Annotated in this window: 15 protein-coding genes, 1 tRNA gene and 2 pseudogenes; 11 read left to right on the plus strand and 7 right to left on the minus strand. The window is 69.9% G+C overall.

Translation table 11 applies throughout. The features are described from left to right. Positions 1–196: 196 nt before the first annotated feature. From JL475_RS32235 to JL475_RS32245, 3 genes and pseudogenes are all read right to left on the minus strand, one after another. Positions 197–682: a hypothetical protein gene (locus JL475_RS32235; protein ID WP_202281689.1), complete on the minus strand. Its 486-nt coding sequence runs from the start codon at positions 680–682 to the stop codon at positions 197–199. Positions 683–698: 16 nt separating this feature from the next. Then, the gene (locus JL475_RS32240; RefSeq protein ID WP_237408912.1) at positions 699–944 is read right to left on the minus strand and encodes a hypothetical protein; all 246 of its coding nucleotides are present in this window, start codon (positions 942–944) and stop codon (positions 699–701) included. A 64-nt stretch (positions 945–1008) separates the two neighbouring features. Continuing rightward, positions 1009–1839: pseudogene (locus tag JL475_RS32245) on the minus strand (IS5 family transposase). Positions 1840–1866: 27 nt separating this feature from the next. Here JL475_RS32245 and JL475_RS32250 point away from each other — a divergent pair. Beyond that, a complete protein-coding gene (locus tag JL475_RS32250; protein WP_202281690.1) occupies positions 1867–2007 on the plus strand; it encodes a hypothetical protein in 141 nt (46 codons plus the stop codon). After that, a pseudogene (locus JL475_RS32255) lies at positions 1970–2266 on the plus strand (transposase); the annotation flags it as partial. The gene JL475_RS32250 and the pseudogene JL475_RS32255, both read left to right, overlap by 38 nt. A 127-nt stretch (positions 2267–2393) precedes the next feature. Here the strand turns inward: JL475_RS32255 and JL475_RS32260 are convergent. Then, entirely contained in the window at positions 2394–3695 is a 1302-nt protein-coding gene (locus JL475_RS32260; RefSeq protein WP_202281691.1) for an MFS transporter, read from the minus strand. Positions 3696–4081: 386 nt separating this feature from the next. Between JL475_RS32260 and JL475_RS32265 the strand changes: the two genes are divergently transcribed. Continuing rightward, positions 4082–4225: a hypothetical protein gene (locus tag JL475_RS32265; protein ID WP_202281693.1), complete on the plus strand. Its 144-nt coding sequence runs from the start codon at positions 4082–4084 to the stop codon at positions 4223–4225. Positions 4226–4357: 132 nt separating this feature from the next. Here the strand turns inward: JL475_RS32265 and JL475_RS32270 are convergent, their stop codons facing one another. After that, the gene (locus JL475_RS32270; protein ID WP_202281695.1) at positions 4358–4648 is read right to left on the minus strand and encodes a group II intron maturase-specific domain-containing protein; all 291 of its coding nucleotides are present in this window, start codon (positions 4646–4648) and stop codon (positions 4358–4360) included. 267 nt (positions 4649–4915) lie between these two features. On the opposite strand from JL475_RS32270, the gene JL475_RS32275 reads away from it, so the two are divergent. Further along, positions 4916–5350, plus strand: a complete 435-nt coding sequence (locus JL475_RS32275; RefSeq protein ID WP_202281697.1) for a VOC family protein — start codon at positions 4916–4918, stop codon at positions 5348–5350. Between the two features lie 654 nt (positions 5351–6004). On the opposite strand, the gene JL475_RS32280 is transcribed toward JL475_RS32275, so the two are convergent. Further along, on the minus strand, positions 6005–6664 hold the full coding sequence (locus tag JL475_RS32280; RefSeq protein ID WP_202281699.1) for an MSMEG_1061 family FMN-dependent PPOX-type flavoprotein: 660 nt from the start codon (positions 6662–6664) through the stop codon (positions 6005–6007). Positions 6665–7025: 361 nt separating this feature from the next. Here JL475_RS32280 and JL475_RS32285 point away from each other — a divergent pair, with 361 nt between their 5' ends. Together JL475_RS32285 and JL475_RS32290 are read left to right on the plus strand one after the other, a co-directional pair. Continuing rightward, positions 7026–8402: a hypothetical protein gene (locus JL475_RS32285; RefSeq protein WP_307825221.1), complete on the plus strand. Its 1377-nt coding sequence runs from the start codon at positions 7026–7028 to the stop codon at positions 8400–8402. Between the two features lie 107 nt (positions 8403–8509). Then, positions 8510–9370: a hypothetical protein gene (locus JL475_RS32290; protein ID WP_202281701.1), complete on the plus strand. Its 861-nt coding sequence runs from the start codon at positions 8510–8512 to the stop codon at positions 9368–9370. Positions 9371–9800: 430 nt separating this feature from the next. On the opposite strand, the gene JL475_RS32295 is transcribed toward JL475_RS32290, so the two are convergent. Beyond that, positions 9801–9874 (minus strand) — tRNA-Ala (locus JL475_RS32295). Between the two features lie 471 nt (positions 9875–10345). Here JL475_RS32295 and tgmA point away from each other — a divergent pair. The 5 genes from tgmA (at position 10346) to JL475_RS32320 (ending at position 15972) form a co-directional block, all read left to right on the plus strand. Beyond that, a complete protein-coding gene (tgmA, locus tag JL475_RS32300) occupies positions 10346–10654 on the plus strand; it encodes a putative ATP-grasp-modified RiPP (RefSeq protein WP_202281703.1) in 309 nt (102 codons plus the stop codon). Next, positions 10651–11535, plus strand: a complete 885-nt coding sequence (gene tgmB, locus JL475_RS32305; protein WP_202281705.1) for an ATP-grasp ribosomal peptide maturase — start codon at positions 10651–10653, stop codon at positions 11533–11535. The genes tgmA and tgmB overlap by 4 nt, the downstream gene beginning before the upstream one ends. An 86-nt stretch (positions 11536–11621) precedes the next feature. Continuing rightward, positions 11622–12797, plus strand: a complete 1176-nt coding sequence (locus JL475_RS41335) for a tyrosine-type recombinase/integrase (RefSeq protein WP_307825222.1) — start codon at positions 11622–11624, stop codon at positions 12795–12797. Further along, the gene (locus JL475_RS32315; protein ID WP_202281708.1) at positions 12794–15394 is read left to right on the plus strand and encodes a site-specific integrase; all 2601 of its coding nucleotides are present in this window, start codon (positions 12794–12796) and stop codon (positions 15392–15394) included. Before JL475_RS41335 ends, JL475_RS32315 begins: the two co-directional genes overlap by 4 nt. After that, a complete protein-coding gene (locus JL475_RS32320; protein ID WP_202281710.1) occupies positions 15391–15972 on the plus strand; it encodes a DUF6262 family protein in 582 nt (193 codons plus the stop codon). Before JL475_RS32315 ends, JL475_RS32320 begins: the two co-directional genes overlap by 4 nt. The last annotated feature ends 22 nt before the right edge of the window (positions 15973–15994 follow it).

Below are 15994 nucleotides of genomic sequence, written 5' to 3' on the forward strand. Positions count from 1 at the left end.
GTGTTCTACCAGCTCGGCCGCCCTCGCCGGATGCGGGCATCGGAACCGAGATCACGACCCCGAACAGGCCCTAGCCCAGCTCGGCGATAGGTCCGCTTGCGAGCCGTCATTCACCACGGAAAGTAGTCGTGAAGAAGTTGGGTGGACGGGTTCCGTCGGGCGTGTCGTGCACGTCGTCCGCGCGCGCTTTGCGGTCCTACTGGGAGAAGGCGTAGGTCCGGACGGGGTCGAGGTGCAGTTCGAAGGGCCCGAAACAGTCGGCCGCGAGGGTCGCGACCGGAGCGCCGCAAGGGCAGGCCCGGTTGAGTCCCTCGTCGCCTGTCGGCCCGCAGCACCCACTGTTGTTCTCCCAGTTGGGCAGTGGCTGAAGGCCAGCGGCGTCATCAGGGTGCACCAGCACTGTGTGCCGGCTGCCGGCCGAGATGACGAAGCCTTCTTCACGGCAGACCACAGGTCCGCGCGACTGAGCTGGCTTCGGGTCCTCCTGATCGTCCTGCACGACGTAGGGAGGTCCCCAGGGCTCGGGATCGATCGCGTAGTGGCCCCGCGGAACAGTGGCCGGTGCCCGGCGTGTCTCCTTGTCCCGGTCGCGATCGTCGTCTGAGACGTCAGGGACGGCGGCAAGCTCGGTGAGCTCCGGCGTGATCGCAGTGCCGCACTTGGAACAGAGGAAGACGGTCATCCCCTCGTTGTAGTGCTCAGGGCTGCTGCTTCGCATCTTCGTTTCGCTGCTCGGAGTCGATGCGCGCGACGACGCCACGGAGATCGGGCATGCCCAGGTGGACGGTGGTGTGCCGGGCCGCGAGGTCGCGCATGGCGGCGAGCTTCTGCTCGGCGGCGGCGAGGCTGGCCTCAATCGCGGCGACCTCGCCGAGCCATCCCTGTTCCTTGGCCTCCTGGAGCCGGTCGAGCAGGTTCGCGTGGATCTCCTCCAGGCGGGGCATCTGCTTGGGATCGGGCCGCAGGACAGGGCAGCGGATGCAGGCTTCTCTGAACTAAGAAGTCATCTCAATTGGTGAGTCTGCGGTAGCAGATGAGGGTGCAGGCGATGCTCGTGAAGGCCAGGAAGTGCTCGGCCTTGCGCTCGTAGCGGCGGTGGAGGCGGCGGCAGCCGGCGAGCCAGGCCGTCGTGCGTTCGATGGTCCAGCGGTGCCGTCCGAGCCGCCTCGAGGTCTCGACGCCCTTGCGGGCGATGCGGTGCCGGATGCCCCGCCGGGACAGCCATCGCCGCAGGTGAGCGTAGTCGTATCCCTTGTCGGCGTGGAGCTTGCCGGGCCCGCGCCGCCGGGGACCCCGGCGGGAGCGGATGGGCGGGATGCCCTTGACCAGGGGATCAGGGCCGGCCGTCGTGGACGTTGGCGCCGGAGATGCCGGCGGACAGGGGCAGACCGGTCCGCTCGGTGATCAGATGGATCTTCGAGCCGTACGTGCCCCGGTCGACAGGATTCGGACCCGCCAGGTCCCCCTTTTCAGGGCCCGCATGTGCACCGAGTCGATCGCGCACCGCGACCGGTCCAGCTCGCCGCGAAAACCGAGCTCGTCCAGGACCAGGCGGTGCAGTTTGGCCCACACCCGAGCCTTGGTCCACTCGGTGAACCGGCGGTGCGCCGTGGCGCCGGACGGCCCGAACGAGGCGGCGGGCAGCTGCCGCCACGTGCAGCCGGAGGTCGCGACGAACACGATCGCGGCCAGCACCTCGCGGTCGCCGTGCCGGCGTCGGCCGCCGCCCTGAGGGCGTGAGGGTGCCTCCGGCACCACGCGCTGGCACAGCTCCCACAACTCATCCGGCACCAGCCGCTCAACGATCCCTGCCACGGCCGACGGCCTACCGAGCCACATGAGATGACCTCTAAGCCAGCAGGATCGGTGACGATCCTGCTGGCTTATTCCGTGCCCGGCGGGGCCGGCGGCTCGTTGGTCGGGACAGCAGCGGCCGTCTTGGCGATCCCGGTCGCGGGTGGGGTGTGGAATGTCGATGCGGCCGAGACCGTGGCCGACCGTGCCTGAGCTGACCGCGCGGGTGGCGCGGGCGGTGGCGGCGCGGGGCCCGTACCCGTTGGCGATGCGGGTCCGTGACGAGCTGGGCGAGTTGTTCGCGGACGCCGAGTTCGCCGAGGCGTTCGGAGTCAGAGGGCGGCCGGGCTGGTCGCCGGGCCGGCTGGCGCTGGTGACGGTGTTGCAGTTCGCCGAGAACCTCACCGACCGGGCGGCGGCGCATCGGGTGCGGTACGGCATGGACCTGAAATACGCGCTCGGCCTCTCCCTCGCCGCGTGACCGAACAGGTGTCTGACTGGTATGAGCCGTTGTCCAGCTGATCCGTACTCGCCCTCGGCGGTCCTGGGTTCGTCGCTTTCCGTAGTGCTCAGGCCGCAGGGGCGGCCGGCCGCGCCGGTCATGAGTGGCTGGCGGTGGGTGGCTTCGGAGCCGGGGCCGCGGGTGGGCGGTCCCGGTCCGCCGGCCGTCCCCTCCGTGGCAGGGCAGCGGCCGCGACGAGGCCGAGGGCGAGCATGCCGACAGCGCTGACCAGGAGGGTGCGGGTGGGACCGAGGGCGGCCACCGCCGGGCCGCCGAGGAATGTGCCGAGCGGAACGGCCAGGGTGCGCACGGCGGAGACCACGGCGAGGACCTGGGGCAGCAGGGCGGGCGGGGTCGAGCGCTGGAACAGGGTGGTGGACATCGCGGAGTAGGGCGGCCACAACAGGCCGACGAGGGCGAAGCCGGCCAGAGCGGCGGACGTGGGTGCGCCCAGCCCCAGCGGCAGCAGGGCCGCGCCGGCGACCGCGACGATGCCGGCGGCGGCCGGGCCCAGCGGCAGGCGCCGCAGGTAGCCGGTGAGCAGTGCCCCGGCGACGGCGCCCGCGCCGAAGAGGCTGTAGAAGGTGGCCAGTACGCCGACCGGTGCGTGCAGGTCATTCGCCACATGCAGGGGCAGTGCGACGTAGACGGGGCCGAACAGGAAGAAGAACCCGGCGCTGAGCAGCAGCAGGCCCGCCAGGCCGCGGTCGTGGCAGATCACACCGAAGCCGCTGGTCCGAAAGGCCTGGTCCGCCGGGTCGGGGGCGGTTGGGTCGGTGTCGGGCGGCACGCCCAGGCGGAGGGTGGCGGCCAGGACGGCGAAGGTGGCGGCGACGACGGCGAGCACGGATGTCGCCCCGCCCCAGAGGACCAGGGGGGCCGCCAGGAGCGGCCCGGTCACGGTGGACACCGAGCCGATCGTGGAGAGCACGGCGTTGCCCGCAAGGTGGTGGCTTTCGGGCAGTTGGCGGGCGATCAAGGTGTAGGTGCCGGCCTGGCCCCAGGAGTGCAGCACCGAGGAGGCGCCGAGCAGCGCGACATACAGCCAGATGGAGAGCGCCCCGGTGGTGTGGGCGAGCGGGATCGCGCCGAGCGCGCCGGCACGGAGCAGCGCGTCCCAGGTCGCGAGCCGGGCCGGACGAAGTCCGCGCAGGAGGCGGTTGAGCAGGACCGCACCGGCCGCGCCGGGCAGGGTGTAGGCGGCTGCCGCGAGCGCCACCCAGATACCGCGGTCGGCAGCGGGGGCCAACTCGACTGCCAGCCAGCTGACGGCGACCACGGCCATGCCGTCGCCCAGGGAGGAGACCGTGTACCCCGGCAGCAGACGCCGCAGTACCGGGTGAGCGACCACCGGCCGGTAGGGGGAGGCTCTCATCGCGTGCGGCAGCGATAACTTCATTCGAACCTCCGGTGCGTCGACGGCTTCGGACCGGGATTCTTCCTCAAGCCTTCGAGTCGCCCGGTCTTTTCTGCGCACGGCGTACAGGAGTCTCCACTTGGTACATCCGTGTCAGAGCATGCGCTGAGCATTCGTCGGTCCTGGTGGGCGGCTGACGGGGTATCGGCCGTTTTCCCGCCACGGCGTCGGTGCTGGTCTCTGCAGTTGCCCCATGGCCTCTGTTGATCTGCCCGGGACGGTCCGGGACCTGATGTGGGTTGTGCGTCCGGCCGAGACGCGTCTCTCGCAGTCGAGCACTCCTGGGGGGAGCAGCGTTCTCGTGCGGGATAGATGACAAGGCGCTCGTCACACATGCCGTGCTCTTCCCGGCTGAGAACGTGATCAAGGTGGTCGCAGCCGTAGGCGCGGCGGGCATCGCGGTGGGCATCGTTGCCGCGAAGGCCACGCCGCACGTCAAGAACAGGTTCAACGACCTCAAGTCGAAGCTGAACCGCAAGTCGGAGGACACCGTCGAGGCCACCGCACAATAAGCCAGCAGGATCGGGTTGGGTCGGGCCGGGGCGCGGTACTGGCCTTGCGGCCAGTCCGTTTCCCCGACCCGCCCGCCGCACCCGTCGTGCGCGTCTCCCCGCAACGGGCGCTCCACGTGCCTTGACCGGTGGTCAGCCGCCGGTAGCTGCGGCTGTCGGTCGTGGTGTCCACGGGGTCGGGATGTTGCTGCCGCGGTAGCGGTAGCGGATCACCTTGACGCTGGATGCGCCGGTGAACTCGACTCCGTCGCAGATGAGCTTCCAACTGCCCGGTCGGCAGAACCGGCGGCGCAGTTCCCTCCAGCTGAGCCGGGAGTGCTTGTGGAAGATCCAGCGGACGATGCGATGCCACGCGTGGTCATCGATCGTGCTGAACACCGCCTTCGACACTCCGTGCCGGAAGTAGTTCGCCCGCCCGCGCAAGGTAAGGACACCTTCGCGTGCCAGGACGAAGGCCGACGCCGGCATGGCCGCCCGCCCGTTGCCGTCCTCGATCGGTTGGCCGGGCCCGGAAGTCATCTGATTTCGCCCACGCTTCTGGCGAGACGAGACCCCGAAGACCGATCGCCCCGTCACGCAGCCCCTGGATGATCGTTTTCAGGGGATCGATGCGTGCACAAGGCGAGGGAAGTGGGCAGCCGGAGTGCTGCAGACCATGTGTCGTAGGAGGCCGGAAGGTAGCTTGAGGCCATGGAACAGCGCATCAGTCTGGTCACCCTGGGAGTTGCAGATCTGGCCCGTGCCCGACGTTTCTACGAAGCATTGGGCTGGCGGGGCCAGGAAGTCGAGGAGACCGTCTTCTTTCAGGCGGGCGGTCTCGGTCTGGTGCTGTGGGGGCGTGACAAGCTCGCCCGCGACAGCGGATTCGAGGAGGGGCCCTCGACCGGTTTCGGAGGGATCACTCTCGCACACAACGTGCGGTCCCGGAGCGAAGTCGATGCGCTCCTGTCCGAGGCCGAGCGGGCCGGCGGCAGGGTCACCAAGACAGCGGTCGAGTCCCTCCACGGCTTCTACTCGGGGGCCTTTGCCGACCCGGACGGTCATCCGTGGGAGGTCGCCCACAACCCGGGCTTTCCGCTCGCCGAGGACGGCTCTCTCACCCTGCCCGACTTCGGCGCCCTCTGAGCGGGCGGTCGTGCGGTGGCCGTGTCGTGGTCATCGAACTTGTCACGCCGGACGGCCGCACCGCGGTCATCGACCACGTCCTCGCCTGCGGCCCCACGGCAGCCGCCGCATCCCGTACCGGGGCGCCCTCACCCACACCACCGCCACCGCGATCCTCACCGTCCCCGCCGACACCCTGCACCCGCGAGGGAATGAAGAACAGCCACTGCCGGAAAAGGCGACCGCCTTCTTCGCGTCGATGAAGCGGCACCGCACGGCGGTGTCCACCTCTGGATCAGCGGGCTGGTCAGAGGAAGGCGAGCAGGGCAGGAGTGCCCACCGGGGAGAGCATCGGTTCGGGCAGCGTCCACGTCACTGCGGACGCCTTCCCTGCTCGATCTCGGGGCGTGCCGGCCTGGGGGTGTCTTGGGCGAGGTTCGTCGGCCGCGGGCGAACGGTGAGAAGCGGCCCCGCCCTCGAACGGGCGGCCGATCGACCATCCTGGCCCGGGACGGCCTCCTCTCGCCGGCTGCGCTTGTGCGCCCGCCCTCGTCGGGCCGCCGGTCGAACACCTGGTGGGGCCGACGGAACCCGTCCCGGTGGGGCCGCCGAAGTCCGTCGCAGACACGGGGGGGGTTCGGCGGGCCGGTGGTTCGACCATCGCTGGTCGGCCCGTTACTCGTACCGGTACTTCAGCGAATCCGCCTCCCTCTGCTCAATGTCGGCGATCGTCAGCTCCGGCATCCGCAGCTGGGCCAGCGTCACCTCGGCCGAGGTCGGCTGGGCGTCCGCCGGCAGCCACTGCTCCGGCTTCCAGGCCCCGCTGCGCAGCAGCGACTTGGGGCAGTGCGGGTAGACCTCCTCGATCCCCAGCACCAGCGCACTGGCCGGCGGCTTGCCCACGGCGGTCAGCTGCGACAACAACTCCGGGCGGGTGGAGACGCAGGCCCGGCCGTTCACCCGCAGGGTGGTGGTCCGCCCGGGGATGACGAACAGCAGCCCGGCCCGCCCGGTGGCGATGACGTTCTGCAGGGTGTCCAGACGCTTGTTGCCGGTCGCGTCCGGTATCGCCACCGTCCGTGCGTCCAGGACGGCGACGAACCCGGCGGGGCCGCCGCGCGGGGAGACGTCACAGTTGCCCTCGGCGTCCGCGCTGGCGACCAGGACCAGCGATGAGCATCCGATCAACCGCCGGGTCTGTTCGGTGAGTTCGGTCATCTGCTTGCGCACGGCCGCGTCGCCGGGGAGTTCGTAGACCCGGCGCAGCGCCTCCCGGTCCGGCACGGCGTCGAGGCGGAGCGAGTCGAAGGCACTGCCGGCAAGGGGTGTCGTCATGCCCCGACCCTAACGGGCCGACCTGCGATTGACCTTGGTCGGTGAGTGCGGGGACAGAGACACCCGCGCGAGTTGTCTGGTGCGTGACGATCCAACAGGCCCGCGCGGCCGTGTCCCCTCCTGCCTTCTGCGGGCTGTCGCGCCACCATCCGGGCGAGTTGATCGCAGAACTCGCCCCGCGCCGGGTGGCGCGCTGTGAGTCCGGGCACCATGAGCGACGTGAGGGCTACCGTCGGCCGGAGGCGAGGACCGGGCCGAAGCACGAACGGGTCTTCACCGACCGGCTCCCGGTGACACTGGTCCGTCTACGGACCGGGCTCACCGAGGCTGACTGTCGGTGGTCGCCCGTACGCTCAGGCCCGTGAACATCGATGATCTTGAATGGCAGTCGCGGACACTCGGCGGAATACCTCCTCGCCTGGTCACCATGCTGGTGGAGCGGGGGGAGGTGGAGCTGTTGGTTCAGGCCGCATCGGAGCAGGGGGACTGGTTCTGCGCCCAGGCGGCGGCTCGCGAGCTGTCCCGGGCGGGCGAGGTCGAGCGGGCCCTGGACGTACTGGAGCCGTTCATCGAGGCTGGGTGGAACCGGGCGCGCTGGGAGAGGGCCGAGGTCCTGCTCGAGGCGGGGAGGGTGCAGCAGGCACTGGACGCCGTCCGCCCGGACGAGGAAGGCCTTGCCTCGGAGCGGGTGTGCCACGACTTCGCGGAACTGCTGGCCAAGGCGGGGAGGCTGGACGAGGCGATCACCGTACTCATGCCGCATCTGGACAGGGAGTGGATCCTGTCCACCCTCGTCGAGCTGACAGAGGGCCAGGGCCGTGATGAGCAGGTCCTGGAGCTGATCGCGCCGCGTGCTCAGCGGGCCCGCAGCGTCCGCGGCGAGGAGCGATGGGGTTTCCACCCCTGCAACGCGCAGGACCTCCAGGCCCAGGTCCTGGAGCGCGCGGGCCGGGTCGACGAGGCCGTACGGATACTCGGGGCAGACATCGCAGCCGGGCACTTCGTGGTCCAGAACACACTGGTCGCCCACGCCGAGCTCCTGCGGCGCCACGGGCGTCTGGAGGAACTGCGCGTGCTGGGCACCGGTAAGCACGCGGGTGAGACGCTCGCGTACTACGCGCGGGCGCTCGAGGACGTCGGGCAGGCAGATGAGGCCGAGACCGTGCTGCGGCGTTTCATCGCGGCCGCCGAGTATCCGGACCGGTTCCGCTGGCCCCTGATCGGACTGCTGGGCCGTCAGGGCCGGATCGAGGAAGCCGTCGAGGTGGGTCGCCCGACGTTCGACCACCACGACGCCTGCCTCTTCGAAAGCATCATCCACCTGCTGCACGAGGCCGGACGGCCGGACGACGCCCTGGCGCTCCTCGACGAGCGCAGTGCCGAGTTCGTCGAGGAGCACCCGTCCTGGGTCGGCTCGAACCGGCTCTGGCTGCTGGGCGAGGCCGGCCGGCACGAGGAGGCCCTCGCCCACGCCGAGACGCTGCCGCCGGACATGTACGGACTGACGGTCAGCAAGGCGTGGATCCTGGAAGAGACGGGGCGCCTCGAGGAAGCTCTCGCCCTCCTGCGGGCGGACACCGCACTGCGGCCGTCGGAAGTGGCCGAGCTGCTCATCCGGCATGGCCGCGCCGCCGAAGCCGTCGCCGGAATGCCCTCCCTCGCCGAACAACACGCGGCCGGCCGACGGCGTGACGCGGCCATGCAGGCCGACCGTGGCCCCGACAACCCTCCCTTCTGAACGAGCGGCCCCTGATGAGGAGGTCGTCGTCGCACCGCAGAGGCTCCGGCGACGGGTGCCGACACCTCGCACCACGTCCTGTCGTACTGGGAAGGCACAATCGGCGCATGTCTGAGACCTTCGTCGACCTGGGATCCGTCAATGCGCCGTCCGGTGCGCTGGTGCTCGGCATGGCCGGGTGGATCGACCACTGGCGGGAACTGGGTCAGCCCCTGTCCGAGCGTGCCCAGGCGGCGGCGTCGTCGGGAGGGGGCCATCTTCGTGAGTGGTTGTGCGAGGCGGTCGCGGTCCCGGCTGCCGACGACCGGCCGTTGAGGGTGAGGGCGAGCACCTCGCCGTCACCGTTCGACGAGGAACCGACCATCGCGACCCTGGAGATCAGCCTTGGACTCCCATGGCCCGAAACCGCGGACCGATCGGTGCCGGTCCGGCTCGGAGACCTGCCCGTCGACCGGTGCGGCATGGTCATCGGCGACGCCGCGGGGCTGGACGCGTGGACGGGAATGGACGACGAGCCGGCCGACGGGCTCGCCGACGTCACCTACTGGGGCCGATACGAGGACGACGCATACGCGCAGTTCGGCGGTGAGCGGATCGCGCAGTACGGTGTCGACGGACCGCACGGGTGGCTCGACCTCCCGCTTGCCGAGGCAGCCGCACGCGCGGCCGAACTCACCGCCTGGCGAGACCGCCTCCACGGCAAGGGCCTCATGGTCTCGATCGACAAGCACACCGACTTCCACCGCTTCCGGCGAGCCGCAGGGCACCATCCGCTCCACGTCGGTGAGATCGAGGTCGGCGGTTGCCAGGTGCTCGGCATCGAATGGGACCAGGGCGACCACTCGATCAGGCACCACGGTGAGCGGGATACCGGCCAGGTATACCCGGTCACACTCGAAGCCGACGAGGCGGGAGAGACGGCGATGCGATGGACCATCCCGCCCTACGACTCCGACGACGAAGGCTAGTGACGAGCCCAGCTCCGGGGATCCGCCACCGTCGTGGGATTGCTCAGCCCCGACACGTGGTGGGACAGGTTTGAGAGCCCCAGGTCACAGCGGTGACCTGGGACACGAGCCGCAAGACCCTGCAACGGCACCAACCGGTCGTACGCGGACTCCGGCGGGGGCCTGGTCGGCTTCACCTGGCTCCCCACCGCGAGGGACGAGGACGGGCGTCAGGTCCGTCTGGCGTGATGCCGGGCCCAGGGGGCTACTCAGAACTCCGGTCGCGAGTCACGCATGCGGCTGCCACCTGCACCGCCTCCTACTCCCACTGGTTCGGCCCGCCGGCTTCGGGCGCCCCGGCGGGCGGCACCTGCTGAAGTGGCTGGACGAGCAGTTCACGCCCTGATCACCGAAACCAGAACGGTCGGTGGCCGAGACTGCCGGGGTGGGACGGGGCCGGCCGGATTCGAACCGGCGTCCTCCCACATGCGGTGAAGGCGCGACAACCACTGCGCTACGAGCCCCATCCCGCCAGGGATCATACGAGCCACCTGCGCTCCGCCGCTCTTGAATTGTCGAGACAACGACGGATCACTCAGCGCGACAGCGCCACAGAAGTAGAGCCAGAACCACCTCCGGACCACCGGCCGCTCGCTGTACAGGTGGCTGTGCTCGTTCGTGACCGGGCTTCGTACCCGGCTCCACCCGGCCTCGTGTACAACCCCCTTCCGTACAGGCGTCGCTGCTGGTGACACGCCGGTCCGGGCCTCCACGCTGGCGGCATGCACAATCCTTCCCCCCAGCGGCACCGGCTGCTCTCCAAGGTGCCCACGGCCCCGGCAAGACCGTGTGAGCCGTGACGGACACCGCGACCGCACGGTCCGGCCAAGGCGGCGCCCGCCACCACCGTGCGCTCACCGGATCATCCGGCGCGCCCCCCGGGTGAACGGCCGCCCGAAAGAAGTCACACCTACCCACCCCCACCAGGAGGCACCGATGTTCGCCCACTTTGACCGGCTCCCCACCGGGACGCCGCTGCCCGACGCCACCACCCCCGCGCCGTGGGGGCTGCGCCGCATGGCGCCGTACCCGGCCCTCGCCCCCTCCTACGCCCACGTCGAGCTGGACCCGGCCACCCAGACCGGCCGCTACCTCGACGCCGCCGGACAGGTCGTGGAGATGCCCGGCCACGGGACCAGCACCGGCACCCGACCCGCCACCAACACCGGCAACCCCTCCGACGGGTCGAGGCCCGGCGGCAGCGGTGGCGGCGACCAGGACAGCGGAAACGACACCGACCAGTGACCGACACGAGTCCGGTTCTGGTCGTCACCAACCTGGACGACCCCACGACCGACCTGGTGATCGACGAACTGCACCGCCGGAGCGTCCCGGTGGTGCGGTTCGGCTCCGGGGACTTCCCCGGCACCCTGTCGTTCGCGGCCACCCTCACGGAGCACGGGATCGAAGGCACGCTGACCACGCCCACGCGCACGGCGGACCTGTCCCGCGTCCGCTCCCTGTACTACCGCAGGCCCTCCGGGTTCGCCTTCCCCCACCTCGACCCCCAGACCGAGCGCTTCGCCCTCACCCAGGCCCGCTACGGGCTCGGCGGGGTCATGGCCTCGCTGCCCGGCTGCCTCTACGTCAACCACCCGCACCGCATCGGCGACGCCGAGTTCAAGCCCTCCGGGCTCGCCGCCGCGGCCGCGTGCGGATTCCGTCTGCCACCCACGACGATCACCTCCTGCCCGGTCGCCGCACGCGCCTTCGCCGAGACCCACGGGCCGGTGATCTACAAGCCGCTGTCCACGCCGCTGTACCGGATCGACGGCGTCTCCTGCACGGTGGAGGTGCGCGAGGTCACCGCCGACGAGATCGACGACACGGTGGCCGGCACCGCCCGCCTCTTCCAGCAGCGGATCGACAAGACCGGCGACGTGCGCGTGACCGTCATCGGCGACCGGGGCTTCTGCGTCCGTATCGACTCGGACCTGCTGGACTGGCGCACCGACTACACGCGGCTCCACTACCGCGTGGTCCAGCCGCCGCCGGGCGTCCCCGAGGCCCTGCGCGCCTACCTCGACCACTTCCGGCTGGTGTTCGGCGCTTTCGACTTCGCCGTGGACCGGCAGGGGCGATGGTGGTTCCTGGAGTTTACCGACCTGCTTTCTGACTGTTCGTGATGTTCGTGGTGCCCGTGTCCTGAGTCGTGGCGTACTCGTTGACCGGCCATGTACGTGATGTTCGGTATGTGGTGTAGGGGGCGTGTGTGAGCGGGCAGTTGGTGATCGGGGACCTGCGGGTGCAGGTGATGGAGCGGGGCGACGGTACGCGCGCGTACACGATCGTCTGGCCCGAGGGGGCGGTGCATGCGGAGGCGGATCGGTTCTTGCGTACGCGGGAGCCGGGGACCGACCGGACCTACGCCTACCTGCTGGTGGATCACCTGCGGTGGCTGGAGCGGGAGTGTCTGCCGCTGGCATCTGTGTCGCTGGTGGATCTGCAGCGGTACATGGGTGCGGTCGGGGCGAAGGTGGCAGGGCCGTTCGGGAGGCCGTGGCGGGAGGGCAAGAAGCCGTACGGGCAGGCGACGCTGTCGCTGGCGGCGGCCTGTCTGAAGGGGTTCTACCTGCACCAGGCCGCGCTCGGGGTGAATGAGGATCTCGGCAGGCAACTGGACCGGACCCGGCTGCCGAGCCGTGCGGACCGTAACCGGGCGCTGCTCGGGCATGTGAAGACGGCGATACCGAGCAACCCGCTGGCGCCGAAGCAGGTGCGGCGACGGCACCCGAAGATGGCCCCGGAGGGGGCGAAGGAGACACTACTGGCGACGGTGAACTCGGCCCGGGACCGGTTGGTGGTGACCTGGCTGGCCGACGGCGGTTTCCGGATCGGTGAGTTGTGCGGGCTGCACCTGGTGGACCTGCATCTGCGAGAGGACGCCGGGTGCGGGCAGTGCCGCGCACCGCACGTGCATGTATGCCACCGGCCGGCGAACCCGAACCGTGCGGCGGCCAAGACCAAGCCAGAGTGGGATGTCGAGGACGGCACGGTGGTGGGCGGTCTGATCAAGCGGGCCAGCCCGGCGATGATCCACACCTACTTCGAGTACATGACGAGCGAGTACCCGCGGCAGGCCGGGCACGGCATGCTGCTGGTCCAGCTGCACGGCGAGCGGAGTGGGCAGCCCTGGACGACGGACGCGGCCCGGCGGATGCTGCGGCGGGCCGGGGAACGGGCCGAGCTGGGCCGGGTCAAGCCCCACGGATTCCGGCACTCCTTCGCCACCGCGGTCCTCGACGCCTCCGGCGGTGACCTGGTGGTCACCCGCGAGGCGGGCGGCTGGGCGTCGGCGAGCACGGTCGATGAGATCTATGCACACGCCGACGTTCACGACCCCGACTTCGCCCGGGCCCTGCACAAGGTGTGGGGGGAGGGCGAATGAGCGTGATCTCGCTGGCCGCACACGCTCCCGATCCGGACCGGCGTGAGACCCGGGACTGGCTGGAGGTGCTGACTGCTCTGATCAGCGGTCCCGGCTTCGATGCGGTCTTCCGCGACGACGTGATCCGGATCCCGGCCAAGCACCCGGTCTATCCATGGCACTGCATTGTGCCCGACTGCGAACGACCGCGGTGGCAGAAGAAGGACCTGTGCGCCACTCACGATCAGCAGTGGCGTGACGCACGAGCCACCGGGGTACGCAAGAGCGACTTCGTGCACACCGCCGAGCCGCTCAAAGCGACGCGGATGACGGAGGAACGACGCTGCCGCATCTGCCCCGAACGCCCCGCCTTCAACGGCGAGTTGGAGCTGTGCTTCCGGCATCGCAACCGCTGGAAGGATTACCGCCGACGGCAGGGGGAGGATGCCGATATCGATCAGTGGGCGGTGGGGCAGGCCGCATACCCGGGCTACGGCATCTGTCACCTGCGTGCCTGCCGCGATCTGGCCGCCTCTCCGCTGGGGCTGTGCACGGTCCACCTGGGCCGCTATCGGGCAGCCGGCCGCCCCGGTGGTGCGAAGCTGCCGAAGACGTACCTCCGCTGGGAGGAAGAAGGACGTCCGGTCCCGGTCGGCTATGACGACGAGGCGGCCTTCCGGCAGTGGTGCCGGGATGAGCCGCCGGTGATGCGGGTCGGCGAGCTCAACCTGAGCGGCCTGCGCCCCTTGGTGAGAGCCGAGCTGAAGTGGGGTCTGCACGCGCACGGGCAGGGGAAACAAGGGCACCCGTGGGAAATGCCGTGGATCCAGAACCTGGTGGATCTCTGCTATCGCCAGCACTGTGACTCGCTGCTGGACGCGGACTTGGACCAGTGCGTCAACCGCTACGACCAGATGGTTGCGAAAGGGATTCTGGCCGAGCTGGAGCTGGTCTACCTCACCCCGGCGGACACCCGCGAGGCCGGATACATCCAGACCCAGCACTTCGGCGTCCGCTTCCCCAAGCGGTCCGGCCACTACCCGTTGACCGCCGTGCCTCAACGGTGGCTGCGTGACCTGCTCTGGGACCACCTCACCGGTGTGCTTCGCTCCCCACAATGCCCCCGCACTTCCTGCTTCATGGACGATGCCCGCCGAGGCTGCGTGGAACTCGGCGCCTTTCTCCAGGCCCACGCGCCTGGGGGCGGGCATGATCCCACCCTTCTGCAAGCCGAGCACATCGAGCGGTACGTCGCCGATGTCCGCCGCCGGGAACGGCTGAAACTGCCGGCTCTGACGCTGCCGTCCCGGGACCGTACGGGGAAGGCGATCACTACCCCGGCCCTGCGACAGGCCCTGCTTAACGGTGCCCGCACCGTCTTGCGGACCGCCTTGGAGAGCGGGGCCAGCGACCGGATCGGCCTGGCACGGGAGTGCATCATCGCGGTGCCGACCGGTGGGCGGACGGTGACCCGCGCCCGCAGTCCCTACACCGACGAGGTGGCCCGGGCGCTGGCGGACGAGGCGAACCTGCGCCAGCTCGCCGAGCGCCATGACCCCGAGGATCAGGGCCTGCGCGACATGTGGGAGGCGATCGTCTACACCGGCCGTCGGGCCGGGGAGATCCTCAACCTCAAGCTCGATTGCCTGGGCCGTTACAACGGCCTACCCATGCTCTGGCACGACCAGACCAAGGTCGGCAACTACGATCAGGCCATCCGCATCCCCGAACCGCTCTACGCCCGGCTCGCTGAACGACAGCGCAAGAGCCTCGCTCACTTCGCCGACCGGCACGGCGGTCGGCAGGCCACCGCCCAGGAGCGGGCCGAACTGGTCCTGTTTCCCTCCATCCGCCGCAGCCGCGACGGCCGTCGGGCCCTTTCCTACAACTGGTTCCAGGACCACTTCCGGGCCTGGATCGACGAGCTGGACCTGGGCAAGATCGTCCCGCACCAGGCCCGGCACACCCTCGCCACCCGGCTGTTGCGGCACGGCGCCTCCCTGACGCACATCCGCCGCTACCTCGGTCATGTCTCCGACCGCATGGCCGAGCACTACACACAGGTTGCCGTCTCCGAGATCGAAGACGTCCTCCAGCACGTCTGGGTTGCCGGCCCCGGCGCCACCAACCCCGGCGAGCTCCTCTCCAGCCCGCTGACCCCGCTCGATAGCCGCCAGGCCCAGGCGCTTGCAATCGACCTCTCCCGACGCAGCACCCCTACCGAGGGCGGCTTCTGCACCTTCCAGCCCGTTGTCGAGGGCGGTGTCTGCCCCTTCAACCTCGACTGCGAGAACTGCGACAAGTTCGTCATGTCCGGCGCCGACCTGCTCTACTGGCGTCGCAAACGCGAGCAATGGCACTCCATCGCCGAACGCGCCCCCGACGACGCCACCGCCAACTACCTCCATGAGGTCTTCGCTCCCACCGCCCGCGCCATCGATGGCCTGGAGAAGGCTCTGGCCGGGCTCGGTCTCCTCGACGATGCCCTGGCTCTGGACCTACGGCGCCCCCAGGACTACTTCCAGCGCTTGTGGAGCATCGGCTTCCGCGCCAGCGACCTGGCCCGCGCCGCAGACGACGACGGCGACCTCGACCACAAGCAGGAGATTCCGGCATGAGCGAGCAGATCCCGCCTCCTCGGACGGCCGCCGCCCTCGAAGCCCGCCGTCGGCGCTCCCAGGCCAAAGTAAGCCAAGTCCGTTACAGCATTGCCGAGTTGAAGCGACAGAATGCGCCCGTCACCATCGCCGCTGTCGTTCGTCGGGCGGGTGTCTCCCGCACCTTTCTCTACGAGAACCCCGACGCCCGCGCCCTCGTCTCCGACGCCGTCAGCCAAGGCTCCCCAGCCCAGGACCGAACCAGCCCCCGCCTCGACACGCCACACGACACTGCCTGGCGGGAACGGGCGCTGAACGCCGAGGACGCCCTCAAGGCCGCCCATGGAGAGATCCGCACCCAACGCAACCGGATCGCCCAGCTCATGGGCCAGATCCGCGATCTGGAAACCCAGTGGACCGACGAGTCCATCGAGCGCATCACCACCGAGAACACCAACCTCAAACAGCGAGTCCGCCAACTCACCCAGGACAAACGCACCCTCGAAGAACGCCTCCAAGCCGCCCGCTCCAACAGCCGTTTCCAAGACCGGCGCATCTCCCAGCTCGAAGCCCAACTCCTCGACAGCCAGTCCCCATAGCGCCGACTCCGCCTATGCGCGG

Origin of the sequence: Streptomyces sp. M2CJ-2 (assembly GCF_016757295.1) — a bacterium.
Lineage (GTDB): Bacteria > Actinomycetota > Actinomycetes > Streptomycetales > Streptomycetaceae > Streptomyces.